Genomic DNA, 15,483 nt, shown 5'->3' with positions numbered 1-15,483 from the left:
GTCGGTTATCAGGCGCTCGCCGCCAGGGCGATCGCACCGGCATTCATGTCGTTGGCCGCCGAGACGGGTTTCTTCGTCAGGATCTTCAGGAGGCGCGCCAGCGTTTCCGGGATGTCGTGACGTTTGACGACCATGTCGACCATACCATGTTCCAGCAGGTATTCGGAGGTCTGGAAGCCCTCCGGCAGCTTTTCGCGCAGCGTCTGCTCAATGACGCGCTTGCCGGCAAAGCCGATTTCGGCGCCGGGCTCGGCCAGATGAATATCACCGAGCATGGCGTAGGAGGCGGTCACGCCACCGGTCGTCGGGTTCGTCAGCACGACGACATAGGGCTGGCCCGATTCCTTCAGCAGGTCGACGGCAACCGTCGTGCGCGGCAGCTGCATGAGCGAGAGAATGCCTTCCTGCATGCGCGCGCCGCCGGAAGCGGGGAACATTACCAGCGGGCACTTTTCCGACGTCGCACGCTCAAACGCCTTGACGATCGCCTCGCCGGCGGCAATGCCGAGCGAACCGCCGATAAAGTTGAATTCGTGCACGACGGCGACGAGCTTCAAGCCCTGCACTTTTCCGAGGCCGGCGAGGATGGTGTCCTCCTGTTCGGTCTTCACGCGGCTGTCGCGTAGGCGATCGATATATTTCTTCGAGTCGCGGAACTTCAGCGGGTCCTGGGCGACCTTCGGCTGCGGCAGCGATTCGTATTCGCCATTGTCGAAGAGATCGGCCAGCCGGGCCTTGGCGGGCATCTTCATGTGATAACCGGACGCCGGAATGACCCATTTGTTGGATTCCAGATCCTTGTGGAAGACCATTTCCCCCGTTTCCGGGCACTTGATCCAGAGGTTCTCCGGCACTTCGCGACGGCCCAGCATGGAATTGATCCGCGGGCGAACGTAGTTGGTGATCCAGTTCAACTCGAATACTCCTGATTGACGAGTGCCAATGTGGGAAAACTATTCGGCAGCAACAAGGCGCGCCGAACGGGTTCCCGATGAGAGGCCGCGCACCAGCGTTGCGACCGCCTGAACGGTGTCCGCCGTCGCCTTGCCGTCCTTGGTCAGGCTGGTGGCGACCTGATTGACGATGGCGGTGCCGACGACGACGCCGTCGGCCGAGCCGCCGATGACCTTGGCATGTTCCGCAGTCTTGACGCCGAAGCCGACACAGACCGGCAGCTCGGTGTGCTGCTTGATGCGCTGGACGGCGCCCGAAACAAGCGACGGATCGGGCAGCGCCGAGCCGGTGATGCCGTTCATCGAGACGTAGTAGACGAAGCCGGAGGTGTTTTTCAGCACGGCGGGCAGGCGCTTCTCGTCGGTGGTCGGCGTCGCCAGGCGGATGAAGTTGATGCCCTTGCGGATTGCCGGGATGCAGAGCTCGTCATCCATCTCGGGCGGCAGGTCGACGACGATAAGGCCGTCGATGCCGGCGGCGAGCGCATCGTCGAGGAATTTCTCGACGCCATAGATGTAGATTGGATTGTAATAGCCCATCATTACGATTGGCGTTTGATCGTTGGTCTTGCGGAAATCAGACGCCAGCTGCAGCGTCTTCTTCAGCGTCTGACCGCCTTTCAGCGCGCGCTGGCCGGCCAGCTGGATCGCGGGGCCATCGGCCATGGGATCGGAAAAGGGCATGCCGAGCTCGATGATGTCAGAGCCTGCCTCCGGCAGCGCCTTCATGATGCCGAGAGAGGTATCGTAGTCAGGATCGCCGCCCATGAAATAGGTCACAAGCGCCGGACGGCCCTCGGCCTTCAGCTCGGCAAAGCGTTTGTCCATGCGTGCGGTCATGTCTTACAGTCCCATTCCCAGAATCTTGCCGACGGTGAAGATGTCCTTGTCGCCGCGGCCGGAGAGGTTCATCAGGATGATCTCGTCCTTGCCCATCGTCGGCGCACGTTTGATCACCTCGGCAATCGCATGCGCGGCCTCGAGCGCCGGGATGATGCCTTCGAGGCGGGTCAGGGTCTGGAAGGCCTCGAGCGCTTCGTGATCCATGATCGGCACATAATCGACGCGGCCGATATCGCTGAGCCACGAATGTTCCGGGCCGATGCCGGGATAATCGAGACCGGCCGAAATCGAGTGGCCTTCCTTGATCTGTCCGTCGCCGTCCTGCAGGAGATAGGTGCGATTGCCGTGCAGCACGCCGGGCGTGCCGGCAGTGATCGACGCGCAATGTTCATCTCCCTGCAGGCCCTTGCCGCCGGCCTCGACACCGACGATCTTCACGGAGGAATCGTCGAGGAAGGGGTGGAAGATGCCGATCGCGTTCGAACCGCCGCCGACGGCCGCGATGACGAGATCCGGAAGGCGGCCTTCGGCCGCCAGCATCTGCTCTTTTGCTTCGGCGCCGATCACCGACTGGAAGTCACGGACCATCTCCGGATAGGGGTGCGGACCGGCTGCCGTGCCGATCAGATAATAGGTGTCCTCGACATTGGTGACCCAGTCGCGGAGCGCCTCGTTCATGGCGTCCTTCAGCGTGCCGCTGCCGGCGGTCACCGGTTTGACTTCGGCGCCGAGCAGCTTCATGCGGAACACGTTCGGCGCCTGACGCTCGACGTCGGTGGCACCCATATAGACGACGCAGGGAAGGCCGAAGCGGGCGGCAACGGTGGCGGAGGCGACACCGTGCTGGCCGGCGCCGGTTTCGGCGATGATGCGCGTCTTGCCCATGCGCTTGGCGAGCAGGATCTGGCCGATGCAATTGTTGATCTTGTGCGAGCCGGTGTGGTTCAGCTCCTCGCGCTTGAAATAGATCTTCGCGCCGCCGAGTTCAGCCGTCAGCCGCTCGGCAAAATAGAGCGGGCTGGGGCGGCCGATGTAGTGCGCGCCGAGGTGTTTCAGCTCCGCCTGAAAGACCGGATCGGTCTTCGCCTTGTTCCACTCGTCCTGCAGATCGAGGATCAGCGGCATCAATGTTTCGGCAACGAAACGACCGCCAAAAATGCCGAAGCGACCATCTTCATCGGGGCCGGAACGGAAGGAATTCGGTTTAGGCGTCTCGTTCACTCTCAACTCCCTGAGGCCATGACAGGCGCATCCGCCGTTTCGACCGCATCGAAAAATTCATCGATCATTGCAACGCTTTTGACGCCAGGCTCGCTTTCGACGCCCGAGGAGACGTCGATACCACGTGCCTTGGTATTCGCCAGCGCATCCGCGACATTGTTCTTGTTCAGTCCGCCGGACAGCATGTAGTCGATGCTCTCGTCGATCCAACCGAGAAGGCTCCAGTCGAAGGAAATACCGTTACCACCCGGCAGTTCGGAACCCTTCGGCGCTTTCGCATCGAACAGGAAACGGTCGGCAATGCCGATATAGGCTTCGACCCGCTTCAGATCGTCGGCCGTGCGCACCGAAAAGACCTTCATGACCGGCAAGCCATAGAGCGCCTTTATGGTCAGCACATGTTCGGGGCTTTCGCTGCCATGGAGCTGCAGAATATCCGGCTTCAACAGCGAGACGATCTCATCCAGCTCGTCATTTGTGGCATCGACGACGACGGCGACGATCTTCGCCTTGCCGCGGGCCGGTTCGGCAAGTTTTGCCGCCAGGTCCGGCTCGATGTAGCGCGGGCTCTTTTCAAAGAAGATAAAACCAATATGGGTCGCGCCGCGTTCCAGCGCGCGATCGACAGCTTCCGGCGTCTTCAAGCCACAGATTTTGATATCCGGTTTCATGGCAGCGAAGTGACACGAAATGCGGCAAGAGTCGAGCCAATTTGCATGCAAAGCTGCATTTAGGGCGAGCTTCGATCAGTCGAAATCGATGGCGTGCAGCTGGCTGCCGTGCCGCTTCAGCCAGGATTTCGCTTCCTCCATGCCCGGGCAAAGCTTCTTGCAAAGCGCCCAGAAGCGGGGCCCGTGGTTCATTTCCTTGAGATGGGCGACCTCGTGGGCGGCGAGATAGTCGATCACGGAAGGCGGCGCCATGACGATCCGCCAGGAGAAACTCAGATTTCCCTCCGACGAGCAGGAGCCCCAGCGGCTTCGGGTATCCTTCATCGAGATCGAGCGGATCGGCGCCCGGATGGTTGCGGCATGCGTTGCCGCCAGCCTCTTGAGATCGGCGCGCGCCTCCTTCTTGAGGAAGGCCGCAATGCGCCGCCCGACATGTTCAGGCATGCCGCTGACACGCAACACCGGATCGCCGCCCACAGAGACCACCTCCGTCAAACCGCGCAAGCTGCCCGTATGCACAATGCGATGGGAAACGCCGCGCAGGAGGATCTTGCCGCCATCGCGCAGCCCGGTGTCGGTCGAAAACTTGGCAAGTTTGGTGAGCAGCCATCCCTGGTGCCGATCGAGGAAGGCGTTGACCTCACGCGCCGCAAGGCCCCTCGGCACCGTCATCTTCAACGCGCGGCCGCCTGGCTCGATGCGCAGCGTGATGCGCGTCGCCTGGTCATGATGCTTGATGGTGAGAGGCATGAGCCGGCCGGCGACATCAAGCGTCCGCGTTTCGGGCGGAGCCGGCTTTCGCACCTTTGGCCGTGTCTTCAGAAGCGGAAACATGGGTGTTTTCTATACGATTCGCCGGCGAAGCTAAACGCTTCAGCGGGAAGCCGGGCATGGAAAAACCGGCATCGGTCAAGATGCCGGTCATCGCTTCATCACTCATCCACTCACGGCGTCTGAAATTCCGCGACCGGGCCGCCGTTATCGTCGCGCTTGGCATTCCTGCGCTCACGCATGAAGCGGTCGAACTCTTCCTGGTCCTTGGCGCGGCGGAGTTCGCGGAGATACTCGTCGAATTCCTGGCGCATTTCGTCCAGCTTGCGGCGCTCTTCCTCGATCCGGTCGAGCTCGGCCTTACGCCAGTCGTCGAAGGCGACGTTGCCGGTCGAGAAATGCGAGCGGTGATGGCCATGCGAACGGCGGCAGGAGGCAAAGAAGCCGTCGGTCGCCTGGTTTACGTCGCGCTTGAAGCCGCGCAGACGCTCGCCGAAGATGATATAGGCAAGCATGGCCAGACCCAGAGGCCAGAAAACCATGAAGCCGAGAATCATCAGGGCAATGGTAGCCGGAGTCCAATCCGGTCGAAGCAATGCTGACTGGTTCATCGTGCGGTATCCTCGCGTTCTGCGCCGGCAAGATGCCGAACGCTGAAATCGATGTGGTTACCGCAATAGCAGGCTTCAAGACGATTGCCCGGGAAATCGGACAAGGTCTTGAATCCACTTTTCTAATTCAGCTGGCCCTGATTTACGCCGTCCGGCCGCCCTTGATGACGCGCCGCACCGGGCGCTTGACCGCGGCACGCGAATGCTGGCGGACGAAATTGACGATGCGCGGTGCGATCTCGCGGCGGAAACGCGAGCCGTTGAAAACCCCGTAGTGGCCGACATCCGGCTGGAGATAATGCATACGCATATCTTCGGGAATGTTCACGCAGATGGTCTGCGCCGCCTTGGTCTGGCCGACGCCCGAGATGTCGTCATTCTCACCTTCAACGGTCAGAAGCGCGACGTTGCGGATCGCCGCGGCATCGACGCGTTTGCCGCGATGCATCAATTCGCCCTTCGGCAGCGAATGCTTCATGAAGACCTGTTCGACCGTCTGCAGGTAGAATTCGGCCGTCAGATCCATGACGGCGAGATATTCGTCGTAGAAATCGCGATGTTTTTCCGGTTCGCCGTCGTTCTTCACGAGGTGCATGAAGAATTCCTTGTGGGCGACGACGTGCCTGTCGAGGTTCATCGACATGAAGCCAGAAAGCTGCAGGAAGCCCGGATAGACACGCCGCAGGAAGCCCGGCTGCGGCCAGGGCACATGCATGATGACATTATCGGAAAACCACTGCAGCGACCGTTCCTGGGCGAGCTTGTTGACGGCGGTCGGATTGATGCGCGTGTCGATCGGGCCGCCCATCAGCGTCATCGAGGATGGCGATAGCGGATCGTTGGCTTCCTCCATCACCGCGGCTGCGACCAGCACCGGGACGGAAGGCTGACAGACGGCGATCACATGCGTGTCGGGACCGAGGAAATGCAGCATCTCGATGACATAATCGACGTAATCGTCGAAATCGAACGTGCCCTCCGTCATCGGCACCATCCGGGCGTCGATCCAGTCGGTGATGTAGACATCGGCGCTCGGCAGCAGCGCCTCGACCGTGCCGCGCAACAGCGTCGCATAGTGACCGGACATCGGCGCCACGATCAGGATGCGCGGGTCGCTGGAGCGGCCGGGCGGAACGTTGCGGGCGAAATGCAGCAGATTGCAGAAGGAGCGCGACCAGACGACCTCTTCACGGACGGAAACCGTCTGGTCGTCGATCGTCGTCCACTTCAAGTCGAATTCAGGCTTTCCGTAGCGGCGTGTCGTGCGCTCGAACATTTCGAGGCTTGCCGCGATCGTGCGGCCGAACGGCGTCTGGGCAAACGGGTTCAGCGGATTGGCATAGGCAAAACGCATGATATCTGCCGCGGCGCGAAACGGCGCCATGGCAGCATGATTCAATTCATAAAGCTGATAAAACATACAAGGCGCTGCCTTTCTCTATCGAAAAGATGACGTCGATTGATAGACATCGAACCTTTCCGCACGCTGGCACGTAACGTAGATTAACAGGTTTTTGTTGCACAGCAACATGGACGTGCCGAACCTGCACAGGAAATGCCAGAGTGTTGATCCCTGGCATCACCATAAAACTGAAAGCTTAAGCTTCAGCGCTACTAGTGTCGTTAACGATCGGCGACGAAGCTCTGCTTCTGGCTGCCGAGGCCTTCGATGCCGAGCTCGACGACATCGCCGTCCCGAAGATAGCGCGGCGGCTTCATGCCCATGCCAACACCGGGCGGCGTGCCCGTCGAAATGACGTCGCCTGGATGCAGCGACATGAACTGGCTGAGATAGGAAACAATGTGGGCGACGCCGTAGACCATCGTCCTCGAGGAGCCGTTCTGCATCGTCTGGCCGTTGACCTTCAGCCACATGCCGAGGTTCTGCGGGTCGGCAATCTCGTCCTTGGTCACAAGCCAGGGGCCAATCGGCCCAAAAGTGTCGCAGGACTTACCCTTGGTCCACTGGCCGGCGCGTTCCGTCTGGAAGGCGCGTTCGGAAACGTCGTGCGACACGCAGTAACCGGCGACGTAGTCGAGCGCGTCGGCCTCGCTGACATATTTCGCCGTCTTGCCGATGACGACGCCGAGCTCGACTTCCCAATCGGTCTTTTCCGAGCCGCGCGGGATGAGGACGGTGTCATTCGGCCCTACGATGGCCGACGTCGCCTTCATGAAGATCACCGGCTCGGGCGGCACGGTGGCGCCGGTTTCGGCGGCGTGGTCCGAGAAGTTGAGGCCGATGCAGATGAATTTGCCGGTGCCGGCAACACAGGCGCCGATGCGGCCGGCGCCGAGTTCGGGAAGGCTCTTCGGATCGATCGCCGCGATCTTTGCAAGGCCGGCCGGCGAGATTGCCTCGCCGCCGATATCGCCGACATGACCGGAGAGATCGCGGATTTTGCCATCGGCATCGAGAAGTGCCGGTTTTTCGCGACCTGCTTCGCCAACACGCATCAGCTTCATGGAGTTCCTCCTCATCAAAAACGAAGTTGCGATCACCTATGAACGAATTATTCATCGGTGTCATTACGGCTTTGCCGGGAAGCGGTACGGCCTTCTAGAAATTTCAGACAAGTCAGGACCGGCGGGAAAGATTTTCGTCGGGTTGAGGCTTTCCAGCGAGTAGTAGCCGCGCTTGATATGATCGAGATTGACAGTTTCGGCGATGCCCCGCCAATCGAGCATGCGACGATGCCGCGCTTGCCAAGGCAGCGAAGCTGCGAAATATGACTTCTGAACGAGCTCAAATGAGATGGAGTTTTCTCGATGCACTTCTCCAAAGCCGTCGTGCGTACCGAACATGCAAGCCGCTACCTGCAGCAGCTTTGCAAACACTGGAGTCATAAGTTCAGTGTCGATTTCGACCCCCATAAGGGCCGGGTGCCGTTCAACGATACCGCTGAAGTGACGTTCACGGCCGATGATGCGGCCCTCACCATGGTGCTTTCCGTTGCCGATCCAGCCCAGCAGGCAAGGATGCAGGGCGTTATCGACGATCACCTGAAGCGCTTCGCCTTCCGCGAGGAACTCGACATCGTCTGGATGGACTGACCGAAGCTGACCCGAATTTCTGCTCCCAACCCCGGAACAAGCATGACGAAGAGCAATAACCGCGAATCCCAATATCCGATTGATCCGATGTTTCTCGATCGCTGGTCGCCGCGCGCCTTCACCGGCGAAATCATCGAGGAGGCGCAGCTTCTCAGCCTGCTCGACGCCGCCCACTGGGCGCCGTCTTCTTCCAACCAGCAGCCCTGGCGCTTCATCTATGCCCTGAAAGGTTCACAGCATTGGGAGAAATTCGTCGCATTGCTCGTCGATGCCAATCAGGAATGGGCGAAGAATGCGTCAGCGCTAATCTTCGTCGTGTCGCGCAGCTTCACCGGCGCTGCCGGTTCCGGCGAGGAAAAGCCGAGCTACACGCATTCCTTCGATGCCGGCGCGGCATGGGGCCACCTGGCGCTCCAGGCGCGCCTTTCCGGTTTTTACGCCCATGGCATGGGCGGTATCAAACACGAAGATATCATGAAGACCTTCGGCATTCCTCAGGGGTATAGGGTCGAGGCGGGTGTTGCGGTTGGCCGCCTGGCCGATAAGACCGTCCTTTCCGAACGCAACCAGGCGCGCGAATTCCCCAGCCAGCGCAAGCCGCTCTCCGAAGTCGCCTTCAACGGCCGTTTCGTCGCGAACTGAGCGAAACCGAAAAAACAAAAGGCCCCGCGGTACGAGAACAGCGGGGCCTTTTGCTGAGAAAATATTGATCAGATATCGAGGTTTGCGACGCTCAGCGCGTTGTCCTGGATGAATTCGCGCCGCGGCTCGACCTCGTCACCCATCAGGCGGGCGAAGAGACCATCGGCATCGGTGGCGTCCGCGACCTTGACCTGCAGCAGCGAACGGACGTTCGGATCGAGCGTCGTTTCCCAGAGCTGTTCGGCATTCATCTCGCCGAGCCCCTTGTAGCGCTGCATGGTGAGGCCCTTGCGGCCGCTGGCGAAGATCGCGTCGAGCAGGGCGCGCGGCCCCGAAATCTCGATGTCGCCTTCGCGCCGATGCAGCGACGGCGGCGTCTGGTAGATTTCCTTGAGACGTGACGTCAGCTGATCTATGTGCCGGGCGTCCGAGGAGCCGATCAGCGCCATATCGAGCACGACGATTTCCTTGACGCCGCGGACCATGCGCTCGAGGCGCAGGCCGCCATCGCTGGTCAGATCGCCCTGCCAGCCGCGCTCGGTTTCCTCGGCGATAATATCGAGACGGCTTGCGACTTCGCTTACCAATGCTTGGGCTCTTGCCTGGTCACTGACGAGTTCGGCGTTGAGCGCGCCGGCAATTGCCGCCTGTTCGACGACGGCGCGATTGTAACGCGAATGGAGGTTGTCGAGCAGAGCGCGCATACGCAGCGCATCGAGAATGACCTCGCGCAGATCCTGACCGGTGCGGACCTCGCCGCTGCCGAGCCGCAGCGCCGCATCTTCCAGACCCTGGCCGATCAGATATTCCTCAAGCGCCTTTTCGTCCTTCAGATACTGCACCGACTTGCCGCGCGCGACCTTATAGAGCGGCGGCTGGGCGATATAGAGATGGCCGCGCTCGATCAGCTCCGGCATCTGCCGGAAGAAGAAGGTGAGCAGCAGCGTGCGGATATGGGCGCCGTCGACATCGGCGTCCGTCATGATGATGATCTTGTGATAACGCAGCTTCTCGGCATTGAACTCGTCCTTGCCGATGCCGGTGCCGAGCGCTGTGATCAATGTGCCGATTTCCTGGCTCGACAGCATCTTGTCGAAACGGGCACGTTCGACGTTGAGGATCTTGCCGCGCAGCGGCAGGATCGCCTGGTTTTCGCGCGAACGGCCCTGCTTGGCCGAGCCGCCGGCGGAATCGCCCTCGACCAGGAAAACTTCGGATTTTGCCGGATCACGCTCGGAGCAGTCGGCGAGCTTGCCAGGCAGCGAGGCGATATCGAGCGCGCCCTTGCGGCGGGTCAATTCGCGGGCTTTGCGGGCTGCTTCGCGTGCGGCTGCCGCCTCGACGACCTTGCCGACGAGGATCTTGGCTTCACTCGGATGCTCTTCGAACCAGGTGCTCAGCGCCTCATTGACGAGACTTTCGACAACGGGACGGACTTCCGAGGACACGAGCTTGTCCTTCGTCTGCGAGGAGAATTTCGGATCGGGCACCTTGACCGACAGGACCGCGGTCAGGCCCTCGCGGCAATCTTCGCCCTGCAGCGTCACCTTTTCCTTTTTGGTGATGCCGGAATTATCGGCATAGGACACGACCTGGCGCGTCAATGCCGCCCGGAAGCCGGCCATATGCGTGCCGCCGTCGCGCTGGGGAATGTTGTTGGTGAAGCAGAGCACGTTCTCGTGGTAGCTGTCGTTCCACCACATCGCCACTTCGACGGTGATGCCGTCCTTTTCGCCGCGGATGGCGACCGGCTTGTCGACCAGCGACTTCTTGGCGCGGTCGAGATAGGCGACGAAAGCTTCGAGGCCGCCGTCATAGCGCAATTCTTCCTGCTTAATATCGGAATGGCGCTTATCGGTCAGCAGGATGCGCACGCCGGAATTCAGGAAGGCGAGCTCGCGCAGGCGATGCTCCAGCGTGCCGTAGTCGAACTCCGTCATGGTGAAGGTTTCGCTGCTCGGCATGAAGCTCACTTCGGTGCCGGTCTCGTCTGGCGCTTCGCCCGTGACCTTCAGCGGCGCGTCGGCTACGCCATGAGTGAAGCTCATTTCATGAATCTTGCCATGGCGGCGGATCTTCAGCTTCAGCCAGACGGAAAGCGCATTTACGACGGAAACGCCGACCCCGTGCAGACCGCCGGAGACCTTGTAGGAATTCTGGTCGAACTTGCCGCCGGCATGCAGCTGCGTCATGATGACTTCGGCCGCCGACACGCCTTCGCCGGAATGAATGTCGGTCGGGATGCCGCGGCCGTTATCGGTGACCGTCACCGAACCATCCGGATTGAGGCTGACGGTAACGATGTCGGCATGGCCGGCCAGCGCTTCGTCGATGGCGTTGTCGACGACTTCATAGACCATGTGATGCAGGCCGGAGCCGTCGTCGGTATCGCCGATATACATGCCGGGGCGTTTGCGCACGGCATCGAGGCCCTTCAGGACCTTGATGGAATCTGCGCCATATTCGGTGCTTACGCCGTTTTCCGTCGCGGATGTATCGCTCATTCTGTCGAGATTTTCCCTGTTGTCGTAAGCGGCGGCGCGCCTTGCGAATCACCGGCTTTCTTCACTCTCGTATATAGGTTTTTTGAGCCCTGTTCCCAATGGCAAGTCCCCTGAACAAGCCATAAAACAGGGGATTATGACGCTTTTCCGTCGCCTTTGCCGCTATTTTCGAGAAGAGCCGATAACCGGGCGATCTCAGCGCTGTCAAGCTCGCGGATCCGCCGGGCCAGCCGGTTGGCAAATTCGGTATATTCCGGCGGCAGGCCCGAGGTGTCGATGACGACGCGTGGGTCGGAGGAACGGGCGAGCAGGAACAGTTCCTCGGCCTCGTCCCAGATGATATTGAAATAGCCTGCGATGCGCTGCAGCAGATCGAATGTCGGCAGACCGCGCTTGCCATGTTCGAGCGCCGAGAGATAGGCGGGGGAGACGTTCAGTGCTTCCGCCATTTCCTTCTGCGAGACGCCCTTGCGCACCCTCAGCCGGCGAACCGCCTCGCCGAAGGGGGTCATGGCCTTTCCCCATGCCGCCGCGACAGGCGGATATAGAGCGCGCCCTCGCCGCCATGATGCTGTGCGGCCGGCTCATAGGAAGAGATCAAATAGCGGAATTCCGGCTTTGAGAACCACAGCGGCACGGCCCGCTTCAGCGCACCGTCGCTGCCCATCGAGCTGCCTTTGCCGGTGATGACCAAGACATGGCGCAGGCCGCGCTCATGGGCGCGGATCAGGAAATCGAGAAGGATGACATGAGCCTCGCTCTGTACCAGCCCATGCAGGTCGATCCGCGCTTCCAGCGCCAGCCGGCCCTTGGCGATCTTACGCTTGACCGGCTTTTCCAGCGGATGGTGCACCCCGGCCGACGGTTTCGACGCCGAAGGCGTTGCCTTCTGTTCCGGTGTAAACGAGGCAGGCAGCTGCTTTTCGGCCTTCTCCCGTTCAACCGCCGCTTCGGTCTCGGCGAGAAAGGCATCGAGTTCGCTCAGTTCATCCGTCTTGCCGGGCATCGGCCGCGTGCTGCGGGCAACCTTGCCCCAGAGGATTCTCTCATCAGCGCTGAGCTTGCGATCCCTAGCCATCAGTCAAATCGTCCGGCGGCGGCATTGGGAATGAGTATGGCGAAATCGGCGTCGTTGCGGACGGTGCCGGCTCGTTCTCCTGCCGTATCCCCCGAACCGGTGAAGATGTCGCCGCGGGCCGGCCCGACGATCGCCGAGCCGGTATCGAGCGCCAGCATCAGCCTGCCGAAGGCCCGGCCATGATCGAGATGGGTGAGGCTTTCGGCGCGGATGAAAAAGGGAAAGCCGAAGGTATGGATCAGCCGGTCGACGGCTAGCGAACGGCCGGCAAGAAGCGGCACCTTGGCGGCCGCGATCGGACCGGCCTCAAGATCGGCGACCGCCGCCTCCCGGAAGAAAATATAGGAGCGGTTGTGCCATAACACTTCGTCCACCCGCTCGGGATTGTACGCCAGCCAAGCGCGGATCGACTGCATCGAAATCTCGGCTCGGTCGATTTCTCCGCACTCGATCAGCAGTTTGCCGATTGCCGAGAAGGGATGGCCGGCCTTCGCTGCGTAGGTGATGCGGCCGATCCGGCCATTTCTGTAACGCAGCCGGGCGGCGCCCTGCACATGGACGAAGAAGACATCGACCTTCGACTTCGCCCAGGCGATTTCGAGGCCGCGGCCTTCAAGAAAACCCTGGTCGATCGCGCGGCGATCCGGATAGGCGCCGATCCCGCCGTCATCATGGCGGCGGCCGAACGCATAGGCCTCGTCCAGTTCGGCCGGGCGATTGCCGTCGTCGAGATCGATCAGATCGTCGGGGCGGCGGTAGAAAGGAAACCGGAAGACATCGTCCGGCTGGTCCGACACGTCGATCTCGGGTTCGTAAAAAGCGGTGACGAAGCCGGGATTGCCATCCTTGCGGCGGATCAGGAATGGCCGGCAGTGTGTTTCGAAAAAGCGGCGTGCCGATGCGGGGGAGGACGGCGTGAAATCTTCAGCGGCGATCAGAAGCGGAAGCAAGTCTTCCGAACTCAGGCCCAGCGAGCCGGCGCGGTAGGGTTTGACCTCGGTGATTTGCCGCCTGCAGCATCGCATGACTTCAAAAAGGCCGGAGGGATCATCATCCTTCCAGCCTTCCAGAGTGTCAAAGCTTATGGCCTGCAGGACGAAGTCCGATGCGTGGTCACTCATGTTCCGATTCGGTCGCCACAAGTTTCCAGTTCGGATCGCGCGAGCGGGTGTCGCGGGCGAAGGTCCAGAGGTCATTGACCTCGGCGACGTTCTCGGCGTCGCCTTCGATCAGAGCATCCGCCTTGTCGTAAGTGGCCGATATCAGCTGGCTGACGATGCGCACGGTGATCTGCGCTTCGCTGCCCTTCGTCTCGGCATGGGTGATTTCGGCCTTGTCGATGCCGACGAAGGTGGACTTCACCTTCTCACCGCGGCTTTCGCGCTCGCCGATCGCCGCATCGAAACCGTCATAGACTTCGCGGGACAGCAGGTTCTTCAGCGTTTTCCGGTCGCCGTCGGCATAGGCCATGACGATCATTTCGTAGGCCATGCGGGCGCCGTTCAGAAATTCCTTCGGATTGAAGGAAGGATCGGCCTTATTCAGGGCGCGTAGCGATTCGTTGAGCGGCGTTCCTGGTGCGGCAACGGCATCGATGGCGGCGAAGCGATCCTCGTCCTCCCCTGTCGCATCGCGCCGCGGCAGCGTCACGACCTTGCCGGCATCGGCAGCTTCAGCAGGCGCCGCGTCCCGCGGCGTATAGAGATCGCGCGGCGGCTTCTCGTTTCCCGTGCGGCGGCCGAGCACGGAGCGGAGCTGAAAGAAAATCAGCACCGCCGCCACCAGGAAGAATAATGTGATGAAGTCGTTCGAACTCATATCGTATCGCAGCCGCCGTTAACATCTCTGATTTGTACTCCCATATAGTCCGCCTATACAGATGATTCAAATGATGGCTGGCATCTTCGCCGGCGCCAAGAGGAGACCGGCCAGTCCGGGACATGACGACCATGCGTTTTTCAATCCTGCCGGCTTTCATTCTGCTGCTGCCGCTTGGCGAAATTGCCGGTTTCGTCGTCGTCGGCCGGGCGCTCGGCTTGGTGCTGACACTGGCGCTTGTCATGGCGAGCTTTGTTTTGGGCGTGGTCCTGCTGCGCCGGCAGGGCATCGACATCCTGCGCCGCATGTCGAGCCAAGGACGGAACGGCGTGATGCCCGGCCGCGATCTGCTGAAGCCGGCGATGACGGTCATCGCCGCGCTGCTGCTGATCATTCCCGGCTTCCTCACCGATATCATCGCAATCCTCATTCTCATTCCGCCGGTGGGCGATCTTGTCTGGCGGTCGATCGCCAAGCGCTTCGTCGTCGTCCGGGGCGGCTTTTCCGCCGGCCCGAAACCGCAGTCCCGCGACGGCAACCGGAATTCGAAGGTGGTGGATCTCGACGAGGAGGATTATCATAGGCAGCAGGATCGCAACTCGCCGTGGTCCGGCAAACATCTCGGTGATTGAAGTGCTTCGACCGAGCAACAGCGCCCAGCGCTCAGGGTTGTAAGCCCCTCCCCGAAATGTTAGATGGCGGCACCATTCCCATGCCCTTCGAGGAAAAGCCAATGGCAGACGACAACAACAGCAACGGTGCGACCAACCCCACCCTTTCGATCCTTGCGCAATATACGAAGGATCTGTCCTTTGAAAATCCGGGTGCGCCGCGTTCGCTGCAGGCGCGCGACAAGGCGCCGACGATCAACATCAATGTGAACGTCAACGCCAATCCGCTTTCCGACACGGATTTCGATGTCGTGCTGTCGCTGAATGCCGAAGCCAAGGATGATGACAAGACGGTGTTCCACACCGAACTCGTCTATGGCGGCGTCTTCCGCGTTACCGGCTTCCCGCAGGAGCACATGCTACCGGTTCTCTTCATCGAATGCCCGCGCATGCTCTTCCCCTTCGCCCGTCAGATCATCGCCGACGTGACCCGCAACGGCGGCTTCCCGCCGCTGATGATCGACCCGATCGACTTCACGCAGATGTTTGCCCAGCGCGTTGCCGAAGAGCAGGCCCGCGCCAAGGTTCAGGCCGTTCCGAACTGATCGAATTCCGTCGGTTCTGACATGCGGATGCCCGGGCAAGTCCCGGGCATTTTTAATTCAGCGCCGCGCGTCTGAAAGACGCGAAAGGGACGCTGCGGCCC

At 60.9% G+C, this 15,483-nt stretch carries 19 protein-coding genes; 4 read left to right on the top strand and 15 right to left on the bottom strand.

The features are described from left to right. Positions 1 to 8: 8 nt before the first annotated feature. The 10 genes from accD to C4N04_RS32020 form a co-directional block, all read right to left on the bottom strand. Positions 9 to 914, bottom strand: coding sequence for an acetyl-CoA carboxylase, carboxyltransferase subunit beta (accD, locus tag C4N04_RS28805; RefSeq protein ID WP_010054481.1), 906 nt, complete (start codon positions 912 to 914; stop codon positions 9 to 11). Between the two features lie 39 nt (positions 915 to 953). After that, entirely contained in the window at positions 954 to 1,793 is an 840-nt protein-coding gene (gene trpA / locus C4N04_RS28800; protein WP_038685887.1) for a tryptophan synthase subunit alpha, read from the bottom strand. Between the two features lie 3 nt (positions 1,794 to 1,796). After that, positions 1,797 to 3,017 carry a tryptophan synthase subunit beta gene (gene trpB / locus C4N04_RS28795; protein WP_038685886.1) on the bottom strand — a complete coding sequence of 407 codons (1,221 nt, stop codon included), beginning with the start codon at positions 3,015 to 3,017 and terminating at the stop codon, positions 1,797 to 1,799. Between the two features lie 2 nt (positions 3,018 to 3,019). After that, a complete protein-coding gene (locus tag C4N04_RS28790; RefSeq protein WP_106797614.1) occupies positions 3,020 to 3,688 on the bottom strand; it encodes a phosphoribosylanthranilate isomerase in 669 nt (222 codons plus the stop codon). Between the two features lie 75 nt (positions 3,689 to 3,763). After that, entirely contained in the window at positions 3,764 to 4,522 is a 759-nt protein-coding gene (locus C4N04_RS28785) for a SprT family zinc-dependent metalloprotease (protein WP_038685882.1), read from the bottom strand. After that, complete coding sequence (locus tag C4N04_RS31955; protein ID WP_186007898.1) at positions 4,455 to 4,628, bottom strand: hypothetical protein; 174 nt, start codon at positions 4,626 to 4,628, stop codon at positions 4,455 to 4,457. The genes C4N04_RS28785 and C4N04_RS31955 overlap by 68 nt, the downstream gene beginning before the upstream one ends. A 4-nt stretch (positions 4,629 to 4,632) precedes the next feature. Further along, a complete protein-coding gene (locus tag C4N04_RS28780; protein ID WP_038685880.1) occupies positions 4,633 to 5,070 on the bottom strand; it encodes a DUF2852 domain-containing protein in 438 nt (145 codons plus the stop codon). 142 nt (positions 5,071 to 5,212) lie between these two features. Then, positions 5,213 to 6,490 (bottom strand): polyhydroxyalkanoate depolymerase, encoded by a 1,278-nt coding sequence (gene phaZ / locus C4N04_RS28775; RefSeq protein WP_038685878.1) that lies wholly within the window; start codon positions 6,488 to 6,490, stop codon positions 5,213 to 5,215. 203 nt (positions 6,491 to 6,693) lie between these two features. Then, positions 6,694 to 7,536 carry a fumarylacetoacetate hydrolase family protein gene (locus tag C4N04_RS28770; RefSeq protein WP_038685876.1) on the bottom strand — a complete coding sequence of 281 codons (843 nt, stop codon included), beginning with the start codon at positions 7,534 to 7,536 and terminating at the stop codon, positions 6,694 to 6,696. A 63-nt stretch (positions 7,537 to 7,599) separates the two neighbouring features. After that, positions 7,600 to 7,875 carry a hypothetical protein gene (locus C4N04_RS32020; RefSeq protein ID WP_186007897.1) on the bottom strand — a complete coding sequence of 92 codons (276 nt, stop codon included), beginning with the start codon at positions 7,873 to 7,875 and terminating at the stop codon, positions 7,600 to 7,602. Between C4N04_RS32020 and C4N04_RS28760 the strand changes: the two genes are divergently transcribed. Further along, positions 7,840 to 8,124: a DUF2218 domain-containing protein gene (locus C4N04_RS28760; protein ID WP_106797613.1), complete on the top strand. Its 285-nt coding sequence runs from the start codon at positions 7,840 to 7,842 to the stop codon at positions 8,122 to 8,124. The two genes, C4N04_RS32020 and C4N04_RS28760, sit on opposite strands and share 36 nt — an antisense overlap. A gap of 42 nt (positions 8,125 to 8,166) precedes the next feature. After that, on the top strand, positions 8,167 to 8,766 hold the full coding sequence (locus C4N04_RS28755) for a nitroreductase family protein (protein ID WP_096771424.1): 600 nt from the start codon (positions 8,167 to 8,169) through the stop codon (positions 8,764 to 8,766). A gap of 68 nt (positions 8,767 to 8,834) precedes the next feature. Here C4N04_RS28755 and gyrB read toward each other — a convergent pair whose 3' ends face one another. The 5 genes from gyrB to C4N04_RS28730 form a co-directional block, all read right to left on the bottom strand. After that, positions 8,835 to 11,270: a DNA topoisomerase (ATP-hydrolyzing) subunit B gene (gene gyrB, locus C4N04_RS28750; protein ID WP_038685872.1), complete on the bottom strand. Its 2,436-nt coding sequence runs from the start codon at positions 11,268 to 11,270 to the stop codon at positions 8,835 to 8,837. A gap of 134 nt (positions 11,271 to 11,404) precedes the next feature. Then, positions 11,405 to 11,782 (bottom strand): helix-turn-helix transcriptional regulator, encoded by a 378-nt coding sequence (locus tag C4N04_RS28745; RefSeq protein ID WP_106797612.1) that lies wholly within the window; start codon positions 11,780 to 11,782, stop codon positions 11,405 to 11,407. Then, positions 11,779 to 12,348 carry a Smr/MutS family protein gene (locus tag C4N04_RS28740; protein ID WP_106797611.1) on the bottom strand — a complete coding sequence of 190 codons (570 nt, stop codon included), beginning with the start codon at positions 12,346 to 12,348 and terminating at the stop codon, positions 11,779 to 11,781. Before C4N04_RS28740 ends, C4N04_RS28745 begins: the two co-directional genes overlap by 4 nt. After that, the gene (locus tag C4N04_RS28735) at positions 12,348 to 13,469 is read right to left on the bottom strand and encodes a murein transglycosylase A (protein ID WP_106797610.1); all 1,122 of its coding nucleotides are present in this window, start codon (positions 13,467 to 13,469) and stop codon (positions 12,348 to 12,350) included. The genes C4N04_RS28740 and C4N04_RS28735 overlap by 1 nt, the downstream gene beginning before the upstream one ends. Continuing rightward, entirely contained in the window at positions 13,462 to 14,166 is a 705-nt protein-coding gene (locus tag C4N04_RS28730; protein WP_010055719.1) for a Tim44/TimA family putative adaptor protein, read from the bottom strand. Before C4N04_RS28730 ends, C4N04_RS28735 begins: the two co-directional genes overlap by 8 nt. A 131-nt stretch (positions 14,167 to 14,297) precedes the next feature. Between C4N04_RS28730 and C4N04_RS28725 the strand changes: the two genes are divergently transcribed. Next, the gene (locus C4N04_RS28725; protein WP_106797625.1) at positions 14,298 to 14,798 is read left to right on the top strand and encodes an FxsA family protein; all 501 of its coding nucleotides are present in this window, start codon (positions 14,298 to 14,300) and stop codon (positions 14,796 to 14,798) included. A gap of 101 nt (positions 14,799 to 14,899) precedes the next feature. After that, entirely contained in the window at positions 14,900 to 15,382 is a 483-nt protein-coding gene (gene secB, locus C4N04_RS28720; protein WP_038685862.1) for a protein-export chaperone SecB, read from the top strand. Positions 15,383 to 15,483: the final 101 nt, after the last annotated feature.

The organism is Rhizobium sp. H4 (assembly GCF_003013335.1).
GTDB classification, from domain to species: Bacteria; Pseudomonadota; Alphaproteobacteria; order Rhizobiales; family Rhizobiaceae; genus Rhizobium; species Rhizobium sophoriradicis.
This window is presented reverse-complemented; position numbering and strand designations above follow the sequence as displayed.

What these genes read in the sequence shown, in the direction of transcription:
- trpA (WP_038685887.1), bottom strand. Translation starts at nt 1,793, where the DNA reads ATGACCGCACGCATGGACAAACGCTTTGCCGAGCTGAAGGCCGAGGGC.
- C4N04_RS28790 (WP_106797614.1), bottom strand. Translation starts at nt 3,688, where the DNA reads ATGAAACCGGATATCAAAATCTGTGGCTTGAAGACGCCGGAAGCTGTC.
- C4N04_RS28785 (WP_038685882.1), bottom strand. Translation starts at nt 4,522, where the DNA reads ATGTTTCCGCTTCTGAAGACACGGCCAAAGGTGCGAAAGCCGGCTCCG.
- C4N04_RS31955 (WP_186007898.1), bottom strand. Translation starts at nt 4,628, where the DNA reads ATGAGTGATGAAGCGATGACCGGCATCTTGACCGATGCCGGTTTTTCC.
- C4N04_RS28780 (WP_038685880.1), bottom strand. Translation starts at nt 5,070, where the DNA reads ATGAACCAGTCAGCATTGCTTCGACCGGATTGGACTCCGGCTACCATT.
- phaZ (WP_038685878.1), bottom strand. Translation starts at nt 6,490, where the DNA reads ATGTTTTATCAGCTTTATGAATTGAATCATGCTGCCATGGCGCCGTTT.
- C4N04_RS28770 (WP_038685876.1), bottom strand. Translation starts at nt 7,536, where the DNA reads ATGAAGCTGATGCGTGTTGGCGAAGCAGGTCGCGAAAAACCGGCACTT.
- C4N04_RS28760 (WP_106797613.1), top strand. Translation starts at nt 7,840, where the DNA reads ATGCACTTCTCCAAAGCCGTCGTGCGTACCGAACATGCAAGCCGCTAC.
- C4N04_RS32020 (WP_186007897.1), bottom strand. Translation starts at nt 7,875, where the DNA reads ATGTTCGGTACGCACGACGGCTTTGGAGAAGTGCATCGAGAAAACTCC.
- C4N04_RS28755 (WP_096771424.1), top strand. Translation starts at nt 8,167, where the DNA reads ATGACGAAGAGCAATAACCGCGAATCCCAATATCCGATTGATCCGATG.
- gyrB (WP_038685872.1), bottom strand. Translation starts at nt 11,270, where the DNA reads ATGAGCGATACATCCGCGACGGAAAACGGCGTAAGCACCGAATATGGC.
- C4N04_RS28745 (WP_106797612.1), bottom strand. Translation starts at nt 11,782, where the DNA reads ATGACCCCCTTCGGCGAGGCGGTTCGCCGGCTGAGGGTGCGCAAGGGC.
- C4N04_RS28740 (WP_106797611.1), bottom strand. Translation starts at nt 12,348, where the DNA reads ATGGCTAGGGATCGCAAGCTCAGCGCTGATGAGAGAATCCTCTGGGGC.
- C4N04_RS28735 (WP_106797610.1), bottom strand. Translation starts at nt 13,469, where the DNA reads ATGAGTGACCACGCATCGGACTTCGTCCTGCAGGCCATAAGCTTTGAC.
- C4N04_RS28730 (WP_010055719.1), bottom strand. Translation starts at nt 14,166, where the DNA reads ATGAGTTCGAACGACTTCATCACATTATTCTTCCTGGTGGCGGCGGTG.
- C4N04_RS28725 (WP_106797625.1), top strand. Translation starts at nt 14,298, where the DNA reads ATGCGTTTTTCAATCCTGCCGGCTTTCATTCTGCTGCTGCCGCTTGGC.
- secB (WP_038685862.1), top strand. Translation starts at nt 14,900, where the DNA reads ATGGCAGACGACAACAACAGCAACGGTGCGACCAACCCCACCCTTTCG.